The organism is Novosphingobium sp. GW821-FHT09E05, from assembly GCF_059416165.1.
Genome location: NZ_JBWKOQ010000001.1, coordinates 2,052,532 through 2,073,055 on the forward strand (window position 1 = coordinate 2,052,532; position 20,524 = coordinate 2,073,055).

The following is a 20,524-nucleotide window of genomic DNA, read 5'->3' on the forward strand; positions in this document are numbered from 1 at the left end:
CGTCCTCCACAGCCTTCGCGCTGCAAAGGGCGAGAAGACCGGAGAATTACCGAATGTAGTGAAAAAGGAGCCGGGTGACCCGCCGCAACCCGTTGTGGCTGCTTCCTTCCGGACCTGACCAAGTTGGCGGACGCAAACGCCCACCCGACTCCCGGCCGCGCATATGCCGAGGGTTTGCCGCGATTGCAAGGGGTCAGGCAAGAGGGGTTTAGAGAATTCCGTCGTCCCCGCGAAGGCGGTACCGCCGGGCGGGCCGCGCTCATCTATCGGCAAGACGCGGGCCTGAGAAGGGCTGTCGGCGAGGGTAGGCCTGAAGTCGCTCCAGCAGTCCCCGCGTTCGCGGGGACGACGGCGACCTTCAGGTGGAGCGTTTCAGCGGAAGTTGTCGGCGTAGGCCTGGATCTTGAGGCGGCGCGGCGGGGTGGTGTGGACCTCGACCTCGATGCCGTAGCGTTCCGCGTAGGCCCTGGCTTCGTCGACGGTCGGAAACCGCAGGACGACCTGCTGCTGCATGTCGCCCGAGCCGGCCCAGCCCATCAGCGGGTCGGGCTTCTTCGCCTCGGCCGGCGTGAACTCGAGGGTCCACTGGTCGAGCAGCGCCTTGCCGGACTGCATGGCGTTCTTCGGGCGTTGATAGATGCGTGCGCTCATGCCCGTGCCTTGCCCCCGAATCGCAGCCGAAATCAAGCGCGAATCACGCCTTGCGGCTGCGCTCGAACGCATTGCGAGTCTTGAGGCTGGGGTCCTCGGTCCACGGTTCGTCCGGCCAGCGGTGGCGCGGGTAGCGGCCTTTCATGTCGCGCTGCACGTCGCGCCACGAGCCGCGCCAGAAGCCCGGCAGGTCGCGCGTGGTCTGGATCGGGCTGCCGGCGGGCGAGGTCAGCTTGAGCAGCAGCGGCTGCGCGGGCTGGCCGAAGCCCGGGTGCCGGTCGAGCCCGAACAGGGCCTGCACGCGCACTTCGACCGAGGGGCCACCCTCGTCCTCGTAGTCGATCGCGTGGCTGGTGCCTGCCGGGCTGCGGAACTCGGGCGGCGCCAGCTTTTCGAGCGCCTGCTGGGCGTCCCAGTCGAGCCGATTGCGCAGTGCCTGCGACACCGCCGCCCCGTCCAGTGCGTCCAGGCGGCGACCGAGCAGCGGGCCCAGCCATTGCTCGAGGTCGGCCAGCAGCGCCTCGTCGGAAAGCGCAGCGATCCCGGCATAGCGCGCGCGGCGCAGCAGCGCCTGCGCGCCCCTGCCCAGCGGCACCATCGACAGGCCTTTGGCGCGGATACGCTCGATCAGGAACGCCCGGATCGCCTCGGGATCGGGCGACGGGTCGGGACCCGTGGCGAGCGTGATCGCGCCGAGCCGGCGTTCGAGCCGCGCCTCGACGCGGGCGTCCTCCTCGTTCCAGCGGAGCACCGTGCGCCGCTCGGCCGCACCCGACAGCCAGGCCTCCACCTCTGCCTGCTCCAGCGAGGCGCCCGAGAGGATGCGCGCGCCCCTGGCCTGCCCCTGCGCGTCGCCGATCACCAGCCATTCGCGCGAAGCGAGCGGCGAGGCCGGGTCGAGCACGTAGCCCCTGCCCCCGGCGCTAAGCCAGTTCTCGCCCGAACGGTCGCGGCGGCGGGCCAGCATGTCGGGGCGGCCGAGCGCCAGGAGCACGCCGGGCGGAATGTCCTCGGCCTCGCGCGGCGTCGAAACCAGTCCCTGCGCCCGCCGCGCCCATCCCGCTACGAGCTTGCGCGAGGCCTGCGCACGAGAGGATCGATCCGCATCCCAGCGTGAGAGTCGCTGCGCGAGGTCGTCGCTGCGACCGCCGAGGCCGCGTTCCTGCAGCAGCAGGGCCAGCCGCGCCGCGACCTCGCCCGCGCCCTGCTCGCTCGCGCGCAGGATCATCGCCGCCTGCGCCGGGTCCATCGGCAGGCCGGCGACTTTGCGCCCGAACAGGGTGATCCGCCCTTCCCCATCGAGCGCGCCGAGCTGCGCAAGCCCCTTGCGCGCGGCATCCAGCGCGGGAACCGGCGGCGGATCGAGCCAGGCCATCGCCGCCGGATCGCCCGCGCCCCACTGCGCCAGCGTCAGGGTCAGCGGCGCGAGGTCGCTGGTGAGCATTTCCGGTGGGTCGAACTCCGGGCGGCCAGCGTGAGCAGCCTCCTCCCAGAGGCGATAGGCCACGCCCGGCCCTTGGCGTGCGGCGCGGCCGGCGCGCTGGGCAGCAGAGGCGCGGCTGGCGCGGTGGGTGACGAGGCGGGTGACGCCTGCCGCCTTGTCGAACTCCGCCCGGCGCGAGAGGCCGGCGTCGACCACCACGGAGACGCCGTCGAGCGTCAGCGAGGTCTCGGCGATCGCGGTGGCCAGAACGATGCGGCGGCGGCCTTCATCACGGCGGATGGCGGCGCGCTGGGCGCCGGGTTCGCACTGGCCGTGGAGAGGCAGCACCAGCGCCGCGGGGAGCTTCTGCGCCAGCGCTTCGGCCACCCGCTCGATCTCGCGCACGCCGGGCAGGAAGGCGAGCACGTCGCCCGTCTGTTCGCGCCACGCGGTCAGGAGCGCGGAGGTCATGGCGTCCTCGATCCGCCGGTCGGGCGCGTGGCCCAGCCAGCGCAGGTCCAGCGGCCAGGCTTTGCCGGCGCTCTCGATCACCGGCGTCCCCTCTCCCAGCAGGCGCGCGAAACGGGTACCGTCGATGGTGGCCGACATGACCACGATCCGCAGGTCCTCGCGCAGCACCGCGCGGCTCTCGATCGCGAGGGCGAGGCCGAGGTCGCTGTCGAGGTGGCGTTCGTGCGCCTCGTCGAACAGGACGGCGGAAACTCCCTCCAGATCGGGATCGTTCAGGATCGTCGCGACGAAGATCGCCTCGGTCATCACCAGCACGCGGGTGCGGGCTGTCCGCTTGACGTCGAGGCGGGTGACGTAGCCGATCGTGCCGCCCGCCTGCTCGCCCAGCTGCTCGGCCATGCGTTCGGCGGCGGCGCGCGCGGCGACACGGCGGGGGCTGAGCAGGATGACGGTGCCGCTGCACCAGGGTTCGCCGAGCAGCGCGGGCGCCAGCGCGGTCGTCTTGCCCGCACCCGGCGGGGCAATCAGCACGGCGCCCGTATTTTCGCGCAGGGCGCCCAGCAGGTCCGGGAGGACGGCGTGAATGGGAAGCGTGCTCACGCGGGTAGCCCTAGAACGACGGCCCGCTCAAGGAAAGCCCGATGCAAGGCACACAGATTGCTTGCAAAAAGCGTCGGGGCGAGGCCGATTTGCGGTCGGTTATCTCCAGACTGGATCAATCTCCGCGCTTCATCCATCCTTCCTAAAGACTTGTCATCAATAACAGACCTCTCCACGCTGTTCCTTCAACTATTTGCAGATTTCCGCCGAATGCACCGCGCAGGCCAGTATCCTCTCAGCGTCGCCCAGTACCTGCGACTGCGTGAGCACATACCGCCGATGTACGGACTTTTGTCGATCAACGCCGCCGTCCTGGCGTTCACGCACCGCGGACTGGCCCCCGCACTGCTGGTCTACACTTTCCCGGCAATCCTGATTTCCGCCTGCATGATCCGCATGATGACGTGGATGCGCCCGGTCGTTGCGGCCGAGTTGAACCCCGAGCACGCGAAACGCAGCATGTCGCGCACCGTCATCGTCGCGGTGCTGATGGCGCCCGCCTTCGTCGGGTGGTCCCTCTGGCTGGACCAGTACGGCGGTCCCTACGAACATGGCCACGTCGCGGTCTTCGTATCGGTGACGGTGCTGGGATGCGTGTTCTGCCTCAGTTTCCTGCCGCTGGCCGCGCTGGCGGTCAGCGTGATCGTGCTGGGCACCTTCCTCGCCTATTCGTTCTGGATCGGCACCGAGGTGCTGATCGCGATCGCCTGCAACATCGTCCTCGTGGCCATGGTGATCCTCAAGATCCTGCGCGATTCGTACCGCTCCTTCGTCGAACTGGAAACCTCGCAGCGCGACCTGCATGTCGAGCGCCGCCAGGCCCAGGTGCTGGGCGAGGAAAACGCCCGCCTTGCCCAGACCGACCCGCTGACGGGCATGCCCAACCGGCGCTACTTCTTCGCGACGCTGGAAAACCTCCTCGAGCGTTCCGGAGCGAACGACGTGTTCAGCGTCGGGCTGATCGACCTCGACCGCTTCAAGCCGGTCAACGACACCCATGGCCACGCCCACGGCGACCGGCTGCTCCAGATCATCGGCGGACGCATGATGAGCCAGTGCCCGGGAGACACCATCGTCGCGCGGCTCGGCGGCGACGAGTTCGGACTGATCGTGATGGGCGGCCCGGCGCATGCGGAACGCGTGGCCAACGAACTGTGCAAGGCCATCCGCGAGCCGGCGCGCATCGGGGATATCCTGGTGTCGGTGGGCTGTTCGGCGGGCCTTGCCGTCTACCCCGAGACCGCCACCAGCGCCGACCTGCTGTACGACCGCGCCGACTTCGCGCTCTACCACGCCAAGAACCACAAGCGCGGCCAGTGCGTGCAGTTCTCGGAAAAGCTCGAACGCCTCATCCGCACCGAACAGGCGATCGACGCCGCTCTGCAGGGCGCGGACCTCGACAAGGAACTCGCGCTGGTCTTCCAGCCGATCGTCGCGACTGAGGATCTCGATGCGATCGGGGTCGAGTGTCTTGCGCGCTGGCACTCGCCGCGCCTTGGCGACATCGCTCCCGAACTGCTGATCGCGTCATCGGAGCGCCTCGGGAGAGCGCGGGAGGTCACGCTGACCCTGCTGGACAAGGCGCTGGAAGGGCTGGCCAGGCTGCCCGCCCCGCTGCGCGTGTCGTTCAACCTGTCCGGCAACGACATCGGCAACATCGGGACCATCGACGCCCTGCTCGCCCGCGTCGCCGCATCCGGGTGTGATCCCAGGCGACTGCTGATCGAGATCACCGAATCCTCGCTCATCGCCGAGATGGACAAGGCCAGCGCCGCGCTTGAACGCCTGCGCGAAACCGGCATGCGCATCGCGCTGGACGATTTCGGCACGGGGTATTCCAGCCTGTCCTCGCTCCACCAGCTGCCGCTCGACATGGTCAAGATCGACCGCAGTTTCGCGACCCGGCTGGACGAAGCCGCGGGGCGCCGGCTCATCACCGCGATCCGCCACCTCGCCCGCTCGCTTTCGCTGGAATGCGTGATCGAGGGGATCGAAACCGAGAACCAGCTTATCAGCGCCCGGCTCGCGGGCTTCTCGCTGGCGCAGGGCTTCTTCATCGCCCGGCCCATGGCCCTCGACGAGCTGCTCACACGGCTGGAGCACCCCGGCGCGGCGGCGTGGAGCGCGGCTGGCTGACTTCAAGCTCGGTCCCGATCAAATCCGGGACGACGTCAGCCCTCGCGGCGTCCGCCGTAGTCGATGCGGATGCGCACCCATTCGCCGATCTGCGGCTTGCCGTTGATACGCGGCGGCAGCACCTGGAACTGCCAGGCTGCGTTGAGAACCGCGCGGCCGAAGCCCGAACCGCGCGGCGACTCGCCGAGGATCTGGCAGTTGTCGACCCGGTAATGGTCCATCGTCTGGCAGGCGATCATGCCCCAGCCTTCGGGCGGGCGCTTTTCGGGCAGGTAGCCGCCGAGCTGCGCATCGGTAGGCTCCCTGAACCAGTCGGCATTGTAGAGCGTGGCGCCGCCCGGTCCGTCACCCGGCCCGTAGGTCGAGCCGCTGTTGCCCCCCCCGGGCTTCGCATCGCCGTTGCCCGACCGCTTCATCGCACCGATGTCGGCCGCCGCCATCTCGGCGCGGGACACCTTGAGGAAGGAGAACGCGGGCTTTTCGGCGGGCGTGGGCACCTCGACGGGCGGGACCGGAGCCTCGATCCTCACTTCGGCCTGCTTGGGCTGTTCCTTGTCCGCCTTGGCGGCCTGCTTGGCCTTTTCGGGCGCCTTGGCACCGCTGTCCGCGTCCTCACCGGGGATGTCGAAGGTGACGGGGTTGTTCGCCTTCTTCAGCGCCGGTGCCACCGTCGTCTGGTAGATCGCGATCAGCAGGGCAATGATGATGATCGCCGCGGAAAGCAGCGTCGAGATCAGGCGTTGGCGGGGCGAGCCGGGCTGGTAGCCCGTGACTGCCCGATCGGCATCGGAGGGCATGGCGGCGCTTCAATAGTCGAGCCAGGCTCGCGCCGCAATTACGGCTTTGTTTCAGACTGTCGCAATCGTCTGGGCCAGAAATCCGCCCCAGGCGGATTTCGCGGCGCCGCTCATAGCATCAGTAGCGCCGCGCGACCGCGAACTCGACCGCCTCGGCCATGGCGTTGCGCGCCTCGCCCGCCGGGAATCCGGCGATCGCATCGATCGCGCGCTGGGCATAGAGCCGCGCGCGTTCGCGGGTCGCTTCGACGCAGCCGTGGCGATTGATGAGCGTGACCGCGTGCGCCAGGTCCTCGTCCTCGGTGCGGAAGCCGGCGATGGCATCCTCCCAGAACTTGCGCTCCTCGGCATCGCCGCGCGCATAGGCGAGAATCACCGGCAGGGTCATCTTGCCCTCGCGGAAGTCGTCGCCCTTGTCCTTGCCCGATTCGCTGCTTTCCGAATCGTAATCGATCGCGTCGTCGACGAGCTGGAAGGCGATGCCTAGGTTCCGACCGAAGGCATCGAGCGCGAGTTCCTCGGCTTCGCTCTTCTCCGCCACGATCGCGGGAATACGGGTGGCCGCGGCGAACAGCGCTGCGGTCTTGGAGCCGATGATCTGGAGGTAGTGCTCCTCGCTCGTCTCGATCCGGCGCTGCGCGGTCAGCTGGTCGACCTCGCCCTCGGCGATGATCGAGCTGGCCTTGGAGAAGATCTTGAGGACCTTGAGGCTGCCGTCCTCGACCATGAGTTCGAAGGCGCGGGTGAACAGGAAGTCGCCCACCAGCACCGTCGCGGGATTGCCAAAGACGATGTTGGCGGCGGCCTTGCCGCGCCGCATGTCCGATCCGTCGACCACGTCGTCGTGGAGCAGCGTGGCGGTGTGGAGGAACTCGACGGCGGCCGCCAGCCGGTGGTGGCGTGCGCCCTGATAGCCGCACAGCTCGGCCGCCGCGACCATCAGCATCGGCCGCATGCGCTTGCCGCCGCCCGATATCAGGTGCCCTGCGAGCGCAGGTATCAGCGGAATTTCGCTCTGCATGCGGTCGAGAATGACGGCGTTGACGCTGTTCATGCCGGCAGCGGTAAGCGCCAGCATGGGAGCAAGGGAAGGCTGGGGCCTGCGGGAACGCAGGGCGACGACATCTGCACTCATCGGCCCGCGTTTGGGGGCAAGCCGTCCGCAACGCAAGTGCAATTGCCACGAAGCGTTGGATCGAGCCGACTGGAAGAGACGCCGCAGGCATGCTAGCGGGCGGGCCCATGACCCAGGCCCCTTCCCCTCAGACGCCGGTATCCGATCCGGTCCTCGCCGGCTTTCGGGCGAGCATCGACAACATCGACGCCGCCCTGATCCACATGCTCGCAGAGCGGTTCCGGATCACCAAGGCCGTGGGCGAGTACAAGGCGAAGACCGCCCTGCCCGCCTCGGACCCCGGCCGCGAGGAACGCCAGATCGCCCGCCTGCGCGCACTGGCCGAAGACGCCCATCTCGATCCGGACTTCGGCGAGAAGTTCATCCGCTTCATCATCGACGAAGTAATCCGCCACCACGAGCGGGCGAAGAACGGGGCGTAATTCGTTCCTCCCCGAGCGAGCTCGGGGAGGAAGCTACATCACTCTTCCACGAAATCCTGCAGGCGCGCCATCAGCGTCTGGATGCGCGTCGCCGCTTCGGTGAAGGTCTTCACGTCTTCGCGGTTGTTGTTGCCGCGCGCTTCCTTGGCGGATTCGAGATAGCCTTCCAGATCGACCTCGAGCGCGTCGACCAGCATTTCGATCTCGTCCGAGGTCAGCGGGACGTTGATAGGCTTGGACATGGAAACTCCTGGGTGTTGGAACCGGGCACATGATGACTGTCGGCGGTTTTCGCAACGCCCGCTACCATGATTTCCACCCTTGTATCGAACCTGCCCTACGGCACAATGATGCCGTCGCCGTCATGCCCTCCGCGGCAGAACGAGGTGATACAGGAGCCGATGATGAATCCCTTCCTTCCGTTGTTGGTAACCGTCTGCATCGCCGCCGGTGGCTGGGCGTTCACCTACATGCATGGTCGCCATCAGGACGCTCGCAAGGCCGAACTGGCACTCGTCAATCAGCGGCTGCGGATGTTTTATGGGCCGCTCTATGCGCGGCTCCTCGCATCCCAGAGCGCTTGGGCAGCCTTCACCAAGACGCACTGGCCAGCCCACGGGCAAAGAACCTATTTCACGTCAGAATTCACGACCACGGAAAAGGAGAAGGAAACCTGGCGACATTGGATGCGCCATGTATTCCACCCCATGAATCAGAAACTTGAGGAAATCATCGTCAACAACCTGGACCTTCTCGACGAACACGATGTTCCTCAAGCCATCATTGACGCCTTGGCCCACATCGCGGTGTACAATTCAGTTCTAAAAGAGTGGGAGGCAGGCATCTATGAGCGCCATGCTTCCATAATCAATTCTCCGGCAGTAGCCCTGATGGCTATCGTCAAGCCACGATATCAGGAGCTGCGGGCACGGCAGGCGGAACTGTCCGCCAAGCGACGAACGCTCGCCATCAACGCCCACTCAAGCTGAAATCCGCGGCAACCTCAGCCTGACCAGCAGGCCGCCCAGATCCTCGCTTTCGCCCAGTTCGACGGTGCCGCCATAGATTTCGGCCACGTCGCGCACGATGGCAAGGCCGAGGCCGGTGCCGGGCTTGCCGGTGTCGAGCCGCGCGCCGCGGTCGAAGATGCGCACGCGCTCGGCCTCGGGGATGCCCAGCCCGTCGTCCTCGATCCAGATTTCGCAGAAGCGCGGGTCGGACCCGGCATCGACGGTCACGAACACGCTGCCCCCGCCGTACTTCGCCGAGTTCTCGATCAGGTTGCCCAGGATTTCCTCAAGGTCCTGTTTCTCGACCGCGACGGTCACCTCGCGGTTGCCGTCGAGGTCGAGGCGGGCCTGGGTATAGAGCCGCTCGACCGCGCGCAGCACCGCCTCGAGGCTGGGCCAGATCTCGGCGCGCGACATGCCCACCGCGCGGCGGCCGACCGCCCTCGCCCGCGCGAGGTGGTGGTCGACCTGCCGGCGCATCACCGCCGCCTCGCGGATGACGGTATCGGCAAGGTCGGGCGCCTTGGCGGTCGCGGCGTTCATCACCACGGTCAGCGGGGTCTTGAGCGCATGGGCGAGATTGCCGGCATGGGTGCGCGCCTCCTCCGCCTGCCGTTCGGTATGGGCAAGCAGCATGTTGAGCTCGTCGACCAGCGGCTCGACTTCGCGCGGGAGAGGGTCCGTGACGCGCGAGGCGCCGGTGGCGCGCAGCTTCTGGATGGCGCGGCGCACGTGTCGCAGCGGGAACAGGCCGTACCAGGTCTGCATCCCCGACATCAGCATCAGCCCGAAGCCGAGCGCGAGAAAGCTGTAGACCAGGATCGAGCGGATCATCTTGATCTGCTCGTTCACTTCCTTGCGGCTCACCGCGACAGTGAACATCCACTGGGCATCGCTGCCCGGCAGGATGATCGAGCGCTCCATCACCCGCAGCGGCTCACCCGGGAACTGATCGCTGTCGTAGACGTGCGGGTGGGCGTCGAAATGGCCTTCGGGCACGGCGAGGCTGCGATCCCATAGCGAGCGCGATGGCCAGTCCTCGTGCCCCTTGGCGCGGACCTGCCAGTACAGGCCGGAGTTCGGTTCCAGAAAACGCTGGTCGCCAAGCGGACGCACGAAGAACACCTCGCCGTCCGGGCCGATCTCGGCCGAGCCGATCATGCCGGTCAGGACATAGCTCAGACCATCGTCGAAGTTGCGCGTGACGATGCCGGTGACGGTATGGTCGAGCGCAAGGCCGCCCGCAAGCAGGAGGAAGGAAATCCACCCCGCCGCGATCAGCATCATGCGCCGCGCCAGCGAGCCGGTCGAAGCCGGCCTGCTCGCTGGCGCGGTCACGGTTATGGCGGGCTCAGCCGCGACCGGGTTCGGCGGGATCGTCGAGACTGTAGCCAAGGCCGCGGATCGTCGTGATGACATCGGCACCCAGCTTCTTGCGGATGCGCGTGACGAAGACCTCGATCGTATTCGAATCGCGGTCGAAATCCTGATCGTAGATATGCTCGATCAGTTCGGTGCGGCTGACCACCTTGCCCTTGTGGTGCATGAGGTAGGACAGCAGCTTGTATTCCTGCGCGGTCAGCTTGACCGGCTCCCCGGCCAGGGTGACGCGGCCCGAGCGGGTATCGAGGCGGACGCCGCCGGCGGTCAGTTCGCTCGAGGTGTTGCCCGAGGCGCGGCGGATCAGCGCGCGCAGGCGGGCGATCAGCTCCTCGGTCTGGAAGGGCTTGGCGAGATAGTCGTCGGCGCCGGCGTCGAGGCCGGCGACCTTGTCGGACCAGCTGTCGCGCGCGGTAAGGACCAGCACCGGGAACGTCCGGCCCTCGCGGCGCCACATGCCCAGCACGGTCAGCCCGTCGATCTCGGGCAGGCCGAGGTCGAGGATCACCGCGTCGTAGTCTTCGGTCGAGCCGAGGAAGTGCCCGTCCTCGCCATCGGTGGAGAGGTCCACGGCGTAGCCGTTCTGCTCCAGCGTGGTCTTGAGCTGGTTGCCCAGGGTGGGCTCATCCTCGACGATCAGGATGCGCAATTTAAGGTCCTCCCTCTGTGAACCAGGCTGAGATGGGGCGAAAGCCTGCGGGGGTCAAGCAACGGAAACCCCCGAGGTTCCCATGGTGCGGCTGGGTGAACCTTATCGGCTTTGCCCGATGATCCGGCCGGTCCGGGCATCGACATCGACGAAATAGACCTTGCCGTCCTGGATGAACTTCAGGCGGTAAGCCATTGCGGCGGGGTCATAATCCGGCCCCAGATACTGCTTTCCCGCCATCCTGGGGAGGACGATCTGCTCGATCTGGCGGATCGACAGGATGTTGCCGGCCTTGCGTTCCCTGCGCGCTTCGCCCTGATCGCCGCCGTTGTCCGCGTGAACGGGCAGAGCGATCGTCAGGACGGGAAGCACCGCAAGAGCGGCGAGCGGAAGGGAAAACCATTTCATCACGGCATCGGTGCCTAATTCCGCAGCGTTGAACAAGCCCTGAATATGGCGGGAAGGTGGCGGAAAGGTTCGGTGCTTCGAGTGGCCAAGCCGCTTGCCCTCCCCCCCGCCCCGCCTGTAGGGCGCGCAGCATGGCACTTGCACCAATTCTCAGCTGGGAGGGCCTCGGCCTCGTCCAGGGTAACGGCTGGCTCTTCCAGGACCTCGACATCAACATCGGCCCGCGCGACCGGCTGGCGCTGATCGGGCGCAACGGCGCGGGCAAGACGACGCTGCTCAAGCTGATCGCCGGCACGGTCGAAGGCGACCGGGGCACGCGCTCGGTCCAGCCGGGCACGCGCGTGGTGACGCTGGAGCAGGACCCGTTCTTCACCGGCTACGACACCCTGCTCGACTTCGCGATCCACGAACCCGGCGCGCCGCCGCGCCACGAGGTCGAAGCGATCGCCGACCAGCTCGGCATCGACCTGTCGCGCGAAGCCGCCAGCGCCTCGGGCGGTGAACGCCGCCGCGCCGCGCTGTGCCGGGCCCTCGCCTCCGAGCCCGACCTGCTGCTGCTCGACGAGCCGACCAACCACCTCGACCTCGCCGCGATCGACTGGCTGGAGTCCTGGCTCCAGCGCTACAACGGCGCCTTCGTGGTGATCAGCCACGACCGTACCTTCCTCACCCGCCTGACCAATGCGACGCTGTGGCTCGACCGCGGCGGGATGCGCCGCAAGGACATCGGCTTCGGCGGCTACGAGGCGTGGGAAAACGAAGTCTACGCCGAGGAGGAGCGCGCCGCACACAAGCTCGACGCCAAGCTCAAGATCGAGGCCCACTGGCTCGAACGCGGCGTCACTGCAAGGCGCAAGCGCAACCAGGGCCGCCTCGCCAAGCTGTGGGAGATGCGCGCCACCCGCGCCGCGATGATGGGCCCGCAGGGGTCCGCCAAGCTCGCCGTGGTGGCCGACGACAGCAAGACCAAGTCGGTCATCGTCGCCGAGCATGTGACCAAGCGCTTCGGAGCCGGAGAGACTGAGCGCACCGTCATCAAGGACTTCAACCTGCGCATCCAGCGCGGCGACCGCATCGGCCTGGTCGGCGCCAACGGCTCGGGCAAGACCACGCTGCTCAAGATCCTGACCGGCGAGATGCAGCCAGACGAAGGCCAGATCAGGCTGGCCGCCACGCTCGACGCCACCGTGATCGACCAGCAGCGCAGCCGGATGAGCCCCGAACTGCGCATTCGCGACGTCCTTGCCGAAGGCGGCGACTGGATCGACGTGGTCGGCGTGCGCAAGCACATCCAGGGCTACCTCAAGGACTTCCTGTTCGACCCCAATCTCGTCGAGGCCAAGGTCGGCACGCTGTCCGGCGGCGAGCGTTCGCGCCTGCTGTTCGCCCGCGAGTTCGCCAAGACCTCGAACCTGCTGGTGCTCGATGAGCCGACCAACGACCTCGACCTCGAGACGCTCGACCTGCTGCAGGAAGTCATCGCCGACTATCAGGGCACCGTGCTGATCGTCAGCCACGACCGCGACTTCCTCGACCGCACCGTCAACGTCACCCTCGGCCTCGACGGGTCGGGGCATATCGACGTGATCGCCGGCGGCTATGCCGACTGGGAAGCCAAGCGCCGCGAGCGAACCGCGGGGGCGTCGAAGAAGAAGGCCGAAGCCGCCGCGCCGCCGCCGATGCCCGCGAAGAAGGCCAAGCTCTCGTACAAGGACCAGCGCGACTACGAACTGCTGCCCAAGCGCATCGAGGAGCTGGAAGCCGCGATCGAGCGCGACGAGAAGGCGCTGTCCGACCCCGCGCTCTACACCCGCGACCCGGCGAAGTTCGCCGCGCTGACGGGTGCCATCGCGAAAGCCCGCGCCGACAAGGACGCGGCCGAGGAACGCTGGCTCGAACTGGCCGAGCAGGTCGAGGGCTGAACATGCGTCGTTCCCGCGAAAGCGGGGACGACGCTTCACACGGCGGCGCAGGCTCGCGCGCGCCCGGTCGTTCCGCTCCGCCACTACCTGTTTCATTCCGATCCACCCGCTGATCCCGTCGCACGAAGACTTGCCAAATCCGTGCAGGTGTAGGAAAGCGAAAAACCAGATCGGTTCGGGAGCGCCGCATGATAAACCGTATTCGCGACATCCGCCTCCAAAAGGGGCTGACGCTGGCCGACGTCGCCGCCGCCTGCGATCCGCCGACCACCGCGCAGACGATCGGGCGCCTCGAAACCGGCATGCGCAATCTCTCGCTGATCTGGATGAACCGCATCGCCGCCGCGCTCGGCGTGGAACCGGAGACCCTGCTGCGCAGCGAAGGCAACGAGCCCGCCATGCTCGTCGCGACGCTGGGCGATCGCGGCGCCGAGCCGCTGCGCAAGCCGATCGAAGCCGTGCTCCCGAACGCCCTGTCCGCCGAGCAGCCCTGGGTCGTCGTCGCGGTCGAGACTTCCGTTGGCGAATACCGGATGGGCGACCAGGTGTGGCTGCACCAGCATTCGCCGCAGGAAGCCGCACGCCTGGTGAACCGCGACGTGCTGACCGTCCACGGCGCCGGCCACTTCGCCTTCGGGCGGTTGATCGACGCTGCCGACGACGCCGTGACGCTGTTGCCGCCGACCTCCGGTCAGGGCCCGATCAGGGTGGAACAACCGGCATGGCTGGCGGTTGCGGAAATGCTGGTCCGGAAACTCTGAGGCCGAAACCCTGAGGCGCACCTTGCATATCCTCTCGATCGCGACGCTGTTCCCCAACCCGGTCAAGCCGTCGTTCGGAGTCTTCGTCGGAAACCAGATGCGGGCGGTCGTCGCGCGCGCGGAGGTCCAGTTGACGATGATCAGCCCGATCGGGGTGCCGCCCTGGCCGCTGTCGATGCGCGAGCCTTACGTGCGTCTCAAGGCGATCCCCGAGGTCAGCGACGTGGCCGGCCTGCGCGTCCACTATCCCAAGTTCCCGCTGTTCCCCAAAGTGGGCGGCGACACCAATCCGGGGCGCATCGCGCGCGCGGTGCTGCCGCTGGTGCGCCGCCTCCACGCCGAAAAGCCGTTCGACCTCGTCGACGCGCAGTTCTTCTTCCCCGACGGCCCGGCCGCCGCGATCATCGCGCGCGAACTGGGCCTGCCGCTGACGATCAAGTCGCGCGGCGCGGACATCCACTTCTGGGGCCAGCGCCCGCGCGCGCTGGAGCAGATGCGCGAAGCCGCCAGCCAGGCGGCGGGGCTCCTCGCCGTCAGCGAGGCGCTGCGCGAGGACATGATCGCGCTGGGCATGCCTGCAGACCGCATCCAGGTCCACTACACCGGGCTCGACCGCGAGAAGTTCCATCCGATCGAGCGCGGCGCGGCCCGCGCGCTCGTCTCGGCGATGCCCAACCTGCAGATCTGGTCGGAAGGCCCGCTGCTGGTCACGCCCGGCGCGCTGATCCCGCGCAAGGGCCAGGGTCTGGTGATCGAGGCTCTGACGCACCTGCCCGAGGCCCGGCTGGCGCTGGCCGGCGCCGGCGAGGACGAATCCCGGCTCAAAGCGATGGCGCGGCGGCTGGGTGTCGAGGACCGGGTCCACTTCCTTGGCCTGATCGACCACGAACTGCTGCCCCACGTCATGTGCGCCGCCGACGTTCTGGTGCTGCCCTCCGCCAGCGAGGGGCTCGCCAACGTCTGGATCGAGGGCCTCGCCTGCGGCACACCGATCGTCATCCCCGACATCGGCGGCGCGCGCGAGATCGTCAGCGACGAAACCGCCGGCCGCATCGCCGCGCGCACCCCCGAGGCCATCGCCTCGGCAGTGGAGGACATCCTCGCCGCGCCGCCCAGCCAGGCCGACGTCGCCGAGCACGTCAGCCGCTTCAGCTGGGGCGTCAACGCCGAGAACATCGTGCATTTCTGGAAACACGTGCTGGGTGGCCCCGAGCGGCAGTCCGGGGTGGAGCAGGTTTTGGAAGTCGGGCTGCCCTGAGGCGCCGGGCTACCGCCATGCCGCGCGAATACCGTTGAACAGCCCACCCCGTCATCCTCGCTTGAGCGGGGACGACGGGGATTATGATGCTCGGTTCTGGCTGGGGCGCACCAGACCGACGCGTTCAGCGCGCCGGGTAGCGTAGCCGCCCGAGCAGACGGCTCATGCTGAACCGCTCGTCGGGCGTGCGCAGAAGCTGCGCCTTGGCCTTTTCGAAACGCATGATGCCGTCGATCCGGCGGTCGAGGAAGGCGCGGGTTTCGGCCTTGTCCTCGCTGGTGTCGCGCGCGAAGACCTGAAGCGTGGCGGCGTAGATGCCGCCCAGAATCGCGCGCTTGGTGTAGTGGTTGTAATCGGTGGCGGTGTCGCCTGCGAGCCGCCACATGGTGTCCGCGCTGCGCCAGCCCAGCCGCGCCGAGGCGGCGAGGTTCTGCGGCATCGCCATGATCGAGAGCGCGCGCGTCAGCGCTTCCTCGCGCCCCGCGACCGCATCGAGCCGCGCCCAGACCAGACGGCGAATGCGCTCGCGGATCTTGAGGTTGGACAGGGCCTCGCCGCCGGAGACGTCGTCGGCCATGGCCGTGTCGACGTGGTCGATCCAGGCCGAGATCATCGCCATGGGTCCGTCGCGGAACGCAAAGTCGGCGAGCGCGGGGGCGACGCCGGCGGCCGCCGCCGCGTGCTTCACCGCCTCCGCCGTCCATCCGTCGAACACCGCCGCATCGGCGATCGCGGACGCCAGCCGGCGCCGCAGGTCATCGAGCGTCTCCGCATCCGGCGCCGCGTTGACCGCGACCATCAGAACGTCGGCCCGTAGACCGGCTTGGCCGCCTTGAGGTTCTTCTTCGCGTACGTGTCGATCGTGGCGCTGAGGTTCGCGCCGCCGCCTTCGACCTTCGCGTAGTCGCGCGCGCTGCGGCCCGAATTGTCGGCGCGGTCGGGATTGGCGCCCGCTTCGAGCAGCGCTTTCATCATGTTCGCATCCTTGCGGTGGACCGCGAAGATCAGCGGCGTCTCGCCCGCGTCGTTCGAGGGATCGGGCGAGGCCTTCTGCTCCAGCAGCAGCGTCGCGCCCTCGCGCCAGCCCAGGTTCACCGCGAGTTCCAGCGGCGTGCGCCCCCGGTCGTCGGCGGCGTTGACGTTGGCGCCCTTGGCGATGAGGTAGGTGAGCCAGGTGAGGTCGCGGCGGGCGGTGACGATGAGCAGCGCGGTCTCGCCGGTGGTCACGTCCTTGGCGTTGATGATCTGCGACGATCCCATGATCGCCTTCTCGACCTTGTCGCCGTCCTTCTTCTTCACCGCCTCTAGGAACTTGTAGCCTTCAGAGAAATCGGCCCGGGCGGGGCCGGCCACGAGCAGGCCGAGCGCGAGCGCCGGGACCGCCGTCTTCATGACCCTGCGCGAGATGGCAACCACGCCGCGGATCGAGATCTTCAACACGTCAACTTCCTCCAGGACACAGGTCTTTTGCGCGGTCCCGCCACCCGCGCCTTGCATGGGAGCGCTTAGCAGGTCATGAACCGGCGCGCCATGACCTACCTCTTCCGCCGGATCGCCGCTCTCGCCCTCGCCCTGGCCGCGGGCCTGCCGCTCGCTGCCTGCCAGCAGCCGTCGACCGAGGCCCCGCCGCTCGAAGGCGCAAGCATCGGCGGGCCGTTCACGCTGATCGACAAGAACCGCAAGACGGTGACCTGGGAGCAGTTCAAGGGCCGCTGGCGGATCGTCTACTTCGGCTACACGTTCTGCCCCGACGTCTGCCCGGTCGACATGCAGCAGACCATGCGCGGCTTCGCGAAGTTCGCCCGGGAGCACCCGGCGCTGGCCGAGAAGGTGCAGCCGATCTTCATCACCGTCGATCCCCAGCGCGACACGCCCGAGATCGTCGGCGAGTGGACTTCCGCCTTCGGCCCGAACCTGCTCGGCCTCACCGGCACGCCCGAGCAGGTCGACAAGGCTGCAAAGGCCTTCGCGATCTACTATAAGAAGGGCAATGACACTCCCGGCGGATACCTCATGGACCATCTTCGCATCACGTACCTGTTCGGTCCCGACGGCAAGCCCGTCGCCATGCTGCCGGCCGACAAGGGCGGCGACGCGGTCGCCGCAGAACTCGCCAAGTGGGTGAAGTGAGCCCGGTCAAACCGAAACCCTTCTGGGAACGCCCCCTCGAACAGCTGAGCCGAGACGAGTGGGAAGCGCTGTGCGACGGCTGCGGCCAGTGCTGCCTCCACAAGGTCGAGGACGAGGATACCGGCGAGATCTACCACACCAACGTCGCCTGCAAGCTGCTCGACCTCAAGACCGCGCAGTGCAGCAACTATGCCGGACGCCGCAAGTTCGTGCCCGACTGCATGAAGCTGACGCCCGAGACGGCGGGCCGCCTCCCGTGGCTGCCGCCCAGCTGCGCCTATCGCCTGCGAGCCGAGGGCGATCCGCTGCCCGACTGGCACTACCTCGTCTGCGGCGACCGTGATGCGGTCCACCGCGCCGGCATGTCGGTGGCGGGCAAGGTCATCTCGGAAACCGTGGCCGGTCCGCTGGAGAACCACATCGTCTGGCCCTACGGCGACGACGGGGACTTCGACGATGACGACGAGGATGACGACACCGGGGAGAACCCCTGGGCCGTCCTGCCGCCGGACCGGAAAGACTGATGGCCATGCTCGACTGGCTGCGGCGCGATACCGCGAGCGAGCCCATGGTCGAAGTCGCCGGACGCCAGCTTCCGGTGGTGATCCGCCGACTGGAGCGCGCGCGCCGCATGACCATGCGCCTCGCGCCCGACGGCAGCGAAGTGCGCATCTCGATCCCGCGCTGGACCCGCACCGCCGAAGCGCTCGCCTTCGCGCAGAGCCGGCGCGACTGGCTGGCACGGCAGGTCGATGCGCTCCCGGCCGGGAGCCCGGTGGGCGACGGCGCCACGCTGCATTTCCGGGGCGAGCCGCTGGCGATCCTCCACGATCCGCTCGCCCCGCGCCGCCCCGCGCCCGAACCCGGCGTGCTGCGCCTCGGCGGCCCCGCCGATTCGCTCAGCCCCCGCCTCGCTCGCTGGCTCCAGGCCGAGGCGCGCGAGCTGATCGCCGCCGACCTCGCCGAATACTGCGAGCGCGCCCAGCAGCCCTGCCCCACGCTCGGCCTGTCGAGCGCGCAGCGGCGCTGGGGTTCCTGCGCCCACGACGGCTGGATCCGCATCAACTGGCGGCTGGTCATGGCGCCCGACATGGTGCGCCGCTCGGTGGTGGCGCACGAAGTCGCGCACCTCGTCCACTTCGACCACTCGCCCGCGTTCCACCACTTCCTGAAGACGATCTTCGAAGGCTCGGTCCACGAGGCGAACCGCTGGCTGAAGGCCAACGGACGCACGCTCTACGTGCCGTTCGGCTAGCGTTCAGCGCGATTACGGCCTAAGTAAAGCCCATGTCCCCATTCAAGCGCTCCGGATACTGGAAAGACGTCAGCCCGACCGGCATGGTCGCGGAATTCCGGATGGTGTGGAAGGAAGCCGGCAACAACCGCTGGCGCATCGCCGCGCTGTCCGCCGCCTGCACGTTCGGCGTGTTCTACCTGATGAGCACGCAGGAGGGTAAGGCCCCGCACCTGCCGCCCAAGGTCACCTACATCTCCGTGCTCAAGGCGCACCGCACCGACGCCGAGATCCTGGCCGAGAACGTCGCCAACCAGAAGAACAAGGAAGCCTGGCTGCGCGAACAGGCCCGCCGGGACAAGGACGTGCGCGAGCTGTACAAGACCATCGGCCGCGTCTCGGGCATGGACGTCGACAAGATCGCCCGCGAGGCCGACGCCGAGGACGCCGCCCGTGAAAAGGCGGAGCGCGCGAAGATCGAAGAGACGCTGCGCCGCGGCGGCATCGCCAATCCCAAGCTGGCACCGGACCCCGCCGTCCAGTGAACGACGACGCGCGCTGGCTCGCGGCGGCAGCCGGCCTTGCCGCGCGCGCGCGTCCCCTGAGCCGCCCCAACCCCGGCGTCGGCGCCATCATCGTCAGGCAAGGCCGCGTCGTCGCGCGTGGGTGGACGCAGGCAGGCGGTCGTCCTCATGCGGAGGCCATCACACTCGCGGCGGCTGGTGAGGCGGCGCAGGGCGGCACCCTCTACGTCACGCTGGAGCCCTGCGCCCACAAGTCGGAGCGCGGCCCCGCCTGCGCCGATCTCGTCAGCGCCTCGGGCCTCGCGCGCGTGGTCGTGGGCTGCATGGACCCCGACCCGCGCACCTCGGGCGCCGGCATCGCCCGCATCCGCGAGGCGGGCATCGCCGCCGCGTTCCTGTCCTCGCCCGCCTGCGCGCGCAGCCTGTCCGGCTACCTCACGAGCAAGCGCCACGGCCGTCCCGAAGTGACGCTCAAGCTCGCCCTCTCGCTCGACGGCTGCATCGCGATGGCCAGCGGCGAGAGCCAGTGGATCACCGGGCCCGAGGCGCGGGCCCACACCCACGCGATGCGCGCGCGCGCCGACGCGATCCTCGTCGGCGGCGGCACCCTGCGCGCCGACGCCCCGCGCCTCGATGTGCGCCTGCCCGGCCTCGCAGACCGCAGCCCCGAGCGCTGGGTCCTGACGCGCGGGCCGGTGCCGGCGGGCTGGAACGCCCTGCCCGCCCCCGAAGCCATCGCGGGAATGGACGGCGTGCTGCACCTCTTCGTCGAGGGCGGGGCGGGCGCGGCCACTGCATTCCTCGCTGCCGGGCTCGTCGACCGCCTGCTGATCTACCGCGCGCCGATCCTCGTCGGCGGGCGTCCGGCGCTGGGCGACTTCGGGCTGTCCGGACTGGCGCAGGCGCATGGCCGATGGCGGCTGGCCGAACGCCGCCAGCTTGGCAGCGACACGCTCGAAGTCTACGACGCCCGCGACCCCATAGAGAGTTGAGCCATGTTCACCGGAATCGTCACCGCCACAGGCACCATTCGCGAAGCCCGCCAGGGCGGCGACCTGCGCGCCGTCATCGCCTGCCCGTTCGACCCGGCCGGCATCGCCATGGGCGCGTCGATCGCCTGCTCGGGCGTGTGCCTCACGGTGGTCGACAAGGGCGGCGTCGCCGGGGATGCGTGGTTCGCGGTCGACATCTCGGCCGAATCGGTCGCGCGCACGGTGCCGGGCCGGTGGGAACAGGGCCGCCACCTCAACCTCGAGCCCGCGCTGAAGCTGGGGGACGAACTGGGCGGCCACATCGTCACCGGCCATGTCGACGGCGTCGGCAGGGTGGCGAGCATCACCCCGGTCGGCGATTCGCACCGCTTCGTGATCGCCGCGCCCAGCGAACTCGCGCCTTACCTCGCGCCCAAGGGCTCCATCACCGTGGACGGCGTCTCGCTGACGGTGAACGAAGTCAGCGACGAGGCCGACGGCACCTGCCATTTCACGCTCAACATCATCCCCCACACCGCCGAGGTCACCACCATCGGCACTCTGCGCGAAGGCGATGCGGTCAATCTCGAGATCGACGTGCTGGCCCGCTATCTCCAGCGGATGCAGTCGCTGCGAGGCTGA

22 protein-coding genes and 1 other RNA gene are annotated in these 20,524 nt (G+C 68.4%); 12 read left to right on the forward strand and 11 right to left on the reverse strand.

All coding sequences use genetic code 11. The annotated features are described in order from the left end of the window. Positions 1-60: 60 nt before the first annotated feature. The 3 genes from ffs to hrpB all read right to left on the reverse strand — a co-directional run bounded on the left by ffs (position 61) and on the right by hrpB (position 3,145). Positions 61-155, reverse strand: an RNA gene (gene ffs / locus AC07M9_RS09610) — signal recognition particle sRNA small type. A gap of 217 nt (positions 156-372) precedes the next feature. Next, positions 373-651: an ETC complex I subunit gene (locus tag AC07M9_RS09615; protein WP_494883298.1), complete on the reverse strand. Its 279-nt coding sequence runs from the start codon at positions 649-651 to the stop codon at positions 373-375. A gap of 43 nt (positions 652-694) precedes the next feature. Continuing rightward, complete coding sequence (gene hrpB / locus AC07M9_RS09620; protein WP_494883300.1) at positions 695-3,145, reverse strand: ATP-dependent helicase HrpB; 2,451 nt, start codon at positions 3,143-3,145, stop codon at positions 695-697. A 210-nt stretch (positions 3,146-3,355) separates the two neighbouring features. On the opposite strand from hrpB, the gene AC07M9_RS09625 reads away from it, so the two are divergent. Continuing rightward, entirely contained in the window at positions 3,356-5,281 is a 1,926-nt protein-coding gene (locus tag AC07M9_RS09625; RefSeq protein ID WP_494883302.1) for a putative bifunctional diguanylate cyclase/phosphodiesterase, read from the forward strand. A gap of 35 nt (positions 5,282-5,316) precedes the next feature. Here the strand turns inward: AC07M9_RS09625 and AC07M9_RS09630 are convergent, their stop codons facing one another. Both AC07M9_RS09630 and AC07M9_RS09635 read right to left on the reverse strand, forming a co-directional pair. Continuing rightward, complete coding sequence (locus AC07M9_RS09630; protein ID WP_494883304.1) at positions 5,317-6,078, reverse strand: energy transducer TonB family protein; 762 nt, start codon at positions 6,076-6,078, stop codon at positions 5,317-5,319. 118 nt (positions 6,079-6,196) lie between these two features. After that, positions 6,197-7,213, reverse strand: coding sequence for a polyprenyl synthetase family protein (locus AC07M9_RS09635; RefSeq protein ID WP_494883306.1), 1,017 nt, complete (start codon positions 7,211-7,213; stop codon positions 6,197-6,199). 107 nt (positions 7,214-7,320) lie between these two features. Here AC07M9_RS09635 and AC07M9_RS09640 point away from each other — a divergent pair, with 107 nt between their 5' ends. Continuing rightward, positions 7,321-7,635, forward strand: coding sequence for a chorismate mutase (locus AC07M9_RS09640; protein ID WP_494883308.1), 315 nt, complete (start codon positions 7,321-7,323; stop codon positions 7,633-7,635). 38 nt (positions 7,636-7,673) lie between these two features. Here AC07M9_RS09640 and AC07M9_RS09645 read toward each other — a convergent pair whose 3' ends face one another. Next, a complete protein-coding gene (locus AC07M9_RS09645) occupies positions 7,674-7,877 on the reverse strand; it encodes a hypothetical protein (protein WP_494883310.1) in 204 nt (67 codons plus the stop codon). A gap of 66 nt (positions 7,878-7,943) precedes the next feature. Between AC07M9_RS09645 and AC07M9_RS09650 the strand changes: the two genes are divergently transcribed. Continuing rightward, positions 7,944-8,624: a hypothetical protein gene (locus tag AC07M9_RS09650; RefSeq protein ID WP_494883312.1), complete on the forward strand. Its 681-nt coding sequence runs from the start codon at positions 7,944-7,946 to the stop codon at positions 8,622-8,624. Here AC07M9_RS09650 and AC07M9_RS09655 read toward each other — a convergent pair. The 3 genes from AC07M9_RS09655 to AC07M9_RS09665 all read right to left on the reverse strand — a co-directional run bounded on the left by AC07M9_RS09655 (position 8,616) and on the right by AC07M9_RS09665 (position 11,082). Next, complete coding sequence (locus AC07M9_RS09655) at positions 8,616-9,932, reverse strand: sensor histidine kinase (RefSeq protein ID WP_494883912.1); 1,317 nt, start codon at positions 9,930-9,932, stop codon at positions 8,616-8,618. The genes AC07M9_RS09650 and AC07M9_RS09655 overlap by 9 nt on opposite strands. Positions 9,933-9,996: 64 nt before the next feature. After that, positions 9,997-10,674, reverse strand: coding sequence for a response regulator transcription factor (locus tag AC07M9_RS09660; protein WP_007684487.1), 678 nt, complete (start codon positions 10,672-10,674; stop codon positions 9,997-9,999). A 102-nt stretch (positions 10,675-10,776) separates the two neighbouring features. After that, positions 10,777-11,082, reverse strand: a complete 306-nt coding sequence (locus tag AC07M9_RS09665) for a PepSY domain-containing protein (protein WP_494883913.1) — start codon at positions 11,080-11,082, stop codon at positions 10,777-10,779. A 131-nt stretch (positions 11,083-11,213) separates the two neighbouring features. Here AC07M9_RS09665 and AC07M9_RS09670 point away from each other — a divergent pair, with 131 nt between their 5' ends. The 3 genes from AC07M9_RS09670 to AC07M9_RS09680 all read left to right on the forward strand — a co-directional run bounded on the left by AC07M9_RS09670 (position 11,214) and on the right by AC07M9_RS09680 (position 15,023). Continuing rightward, positions 11,214-13,004, forward strand: a complete 1,791-nt coding sequence (locus tag AC07M9_RS09670) for an ABC-F family ATP-binding cassette domain-containing protein (RefSeq protein ID WP_494883314.1) — start codon at positions 11,214-11,216, stop codon at positions 13,002-13,004. A 188-nt stretch (positions 13,005-13,192) separates the two neighbouring features. Beyond that, positions 13,193-13,765, forward strand: coding sequence for a helix-turn-helix domain-containing protein (locus tag AC07M9_RS09675; protein ID WP_494883316.1), 573 nt, complete (start codon positions 13,193-13,195; stop codon positions 13,763-13,765). A gap of 22 nt (positions 13,766-13,787) precedes the next feature. Beyond that, positions 13,788-15,023: a glycosyltransferase gene (locus tag AC07M9_RS09680; protein WP_494883318.1), complete on the forward strand. Its 1,236-nt coding sequence runs from the start codon at positions 13,788-13,790 to the stop codon at positions 15,021-15,023. A gap of 124 nt (positions 15,024-15,147) precedes the next feature. Here the strand turns inward: AC07M9_RS09680 and AC07M9_RS09685 are convergent, their stop codons facing one another. Next, the gene (locus AC07M9_RS09685; protein WP_494883319.1) at positions 15,148-15,822 is read right to left on the reverse strand and encodes a COQ9 family protein; all 675 of its coding nucleotides are present in this window, start codon (positions 15,820-15,822) and stop codon (positions 15,148-15,150) included. Further along, entirely contained in the window at positions 15,822-16,463 is a 642-nt protein-coding gene (locus AC07M9_RS09690; protein WP_494883321.1) for an ankyrin repeat domain-containing protein, read from the reverse strand. Before AC07M9_RS09690 ends, AC07M9_RS09685 begins: the two co-directional genes overlap by 1 nt. Positions 16,464-16,553: 90 nt before the next feature. Here AC07M9_RS09690 and AC07M9_RS09695 point away from each other — a divergent pair, with 90 nt between their 5' ends. The 6 genes from AC07M9_RS09695 to AC07M9_RS09720 are packed head-to-tail and all read left to right on the forward strand — an operon-like array spanning position 16,554 to position 20,524. Continuing rightward, complete coding sequence (locus AC07M9_RS09695) at positions 16,554-17,153, forward strand: SCO family protein (protein ID WP_494883323.1); 600 nt, start codon at positions 16,554-16,556, stop codon at positions 17,151-17,153. Further along, positions 17,141-17,677 (forward strand): YcgN family cysteine cluster protein, encoded by a 537-nt coding sequence (locus tag AC07M9_RS09700; RefSeq protein WP_494883325.1) that lies wholly within the window; start codon positions 17,141-17,143, stop codon positions 17,675-17,677. Before AC07M9_RS09695 ends, AC07M9_RS09700 begins: the two co-directional genes overlap by 13 nt. A 5-nt stretch (positions 17,678-17,682) precedes the next feature. Next, positions 17,683-18,408, forward strand: coding sequence for a M48 family metallopeptidase (locus tag AC07M9_RS09705; RefSeq protein ID WP_494883914.1), 726 nt, complete (start codon positions 17,683-17,685; stop codon positions 18,406-18,408). A 32-nt stretch (positions 18,409-18,440) separates the two neighbouring features. Further along, the gene (locus AC07M9_RS09710) at positions 18,441-18,932 is read left to right on the forward strand and encodes a hypothetical protein (RefSeq protein WP_494883327.1); all 492 of its coding nucleotides are present in this window, start codon (positions 18,441-18,443) and stop codon (positions 18,930-18,932) included. Beyond that, on the forward strand, positions 18,929-19,903 hold the full coding sequence (gene ribD, locus AC07M9_RS09715) for a bifunctional diaminohydroxyphosphoribosylaminopyrimidine deaminase/5-amino-6-(5-phosphoribosylamino)uracil reductase RibD (RefSeq protein WP_494883329.1): 975 nt from the start codon (positions 18,929-18,931) through the stop codon (positions 19,901-19,903). Before AC07M9_RS09710 ends, ribD begins: the two co-directional genes overlap by 4 nt. A 3-nt stretch (positions 19,904-19,906) precedes the next feature. Beyond that, complete coding sequence (locus AC07M9_RS09720; protein WP_494883331.1) at positions 19,907-20,524, forward strand: riboflavin synthase; 618 nt, start codon at positions 19,907-19,909, stop codon at positions 20,522-20,524.

Bases quoted from the DNA above. Each gene is read 5' to 3' on its own strand.
- AC07M9_RS09630 (WP_494883304.1), bottom strand. From the start codon at position 6,078: ATGCCCTCCGATGCCGATCGGGCAGTCACGGGCTACCAGCCCGGCTCG.
- AC07M9_RS09710 (WP_494883327.1), top strand. From the start codon at position 18,441: ATGTCCCCATTCAAGCGCTCCGGATACTGGAAAGACGTCAGCCCGACC.
- AC07M9_RS09625 (WP_494883302.1), top strand. From the start codon at position 3,356: ATGCACCGCGCAGGCCAGTATCCTCTCAGCGTCGCCCAGTACCTGCGA.
- AC07M9_RS09720 (WP_494883331.1), top strand. From the start codon at position 19,907: ATGTTCACCGGAATCGTCACCGCCACAGGCACCATTCGCGAAGCCCGC.
- AC07M9_RS09650 (WP_494883312.1), top strand. From the start codon at position 7,944: ATGATTTCCACCCTTGTATCGAACCTGCCCTACGGCACAATGATGCCG.
- AC07M9_RS09645 (WP_494883310.1), bottom strand. From the start codon at position 7,877: ATGTCCAAGCCTATCAACGTCCCGCTGACCTCGGACGAGATCGAAATG.
- AC07M9_RS09705 (WP_494883914.1), top strand. From the start codon at position 17,683: ATGCTCGACTGGCTGCGGCGCGATACCGCGAGCGAGCCCATGGTCGAA.
- AC07M9_RS09685 (WP_494883319.1), bottom strand. From the start codon at position 15,822: ATGGTCGCGGTCAACGCGGCGCCGGATGCGGAGACGCTCGATGACCTG.
- AC07M9_RS09695 (WP_494883323.1), top strand. From the start codon at position 16,554: ATGACCTACCTCTTCCGCCGGATCGCCGCTCTCGCCCTCGCCCTGGCC.
- AC07M9_RS09640 (WP_494883308.1), top strand. From the start codon at position 7,321: ATGACCCAGGCCCCTTCCCCTCAGACGCCGGTATCCGATCCGGTCCTC.
- AC07M9_RS09670 (WP_494883314.1), top strand. From the start codon at position 11,214: ATGGCACTTGCACCAATTCTCAGCTGGGAGGGCCTCGGCCTCGTCCAG.
- AC07M9_RS09615 (WP_494883298.1), bottom strand. From the start codon at position 651: ATGAGCGCACGCATCTATCAACGCCCGAAGAACGCCATGCAGTCCGGC.
- AC07M9_RS09665 (WP_494883913.1), bottom strand. From the start codon at position 11,082: ATGAAATGGTTTTCCCTTCCGCTCGCCGCTCTTGCGGTGCTTCCCGTC.
- AC07M9_RS09655 (WP_494883912.1), bottom strand. From the start codon at position 9,932: ATGATGCTGATCGCGGCGGGGTGGATTTCCTTCCTCCTGCTTGCGGGC.
- AC07M9_RS09675 (WP_494883316.1), top strand. From the start codon at position 13,193: ATGATAAACCGTATTCGCGACATCCGCCTCCAAAAGGGGCTGACGCTG.
- AC07M9_RS09635 (WP_494883306.1), bottom strand. From the start codon at position 7,213: ATGAGTGCAGATGTCGTCGCCCTGCGTTCCCGCAGGCCCCAGCCTTCC.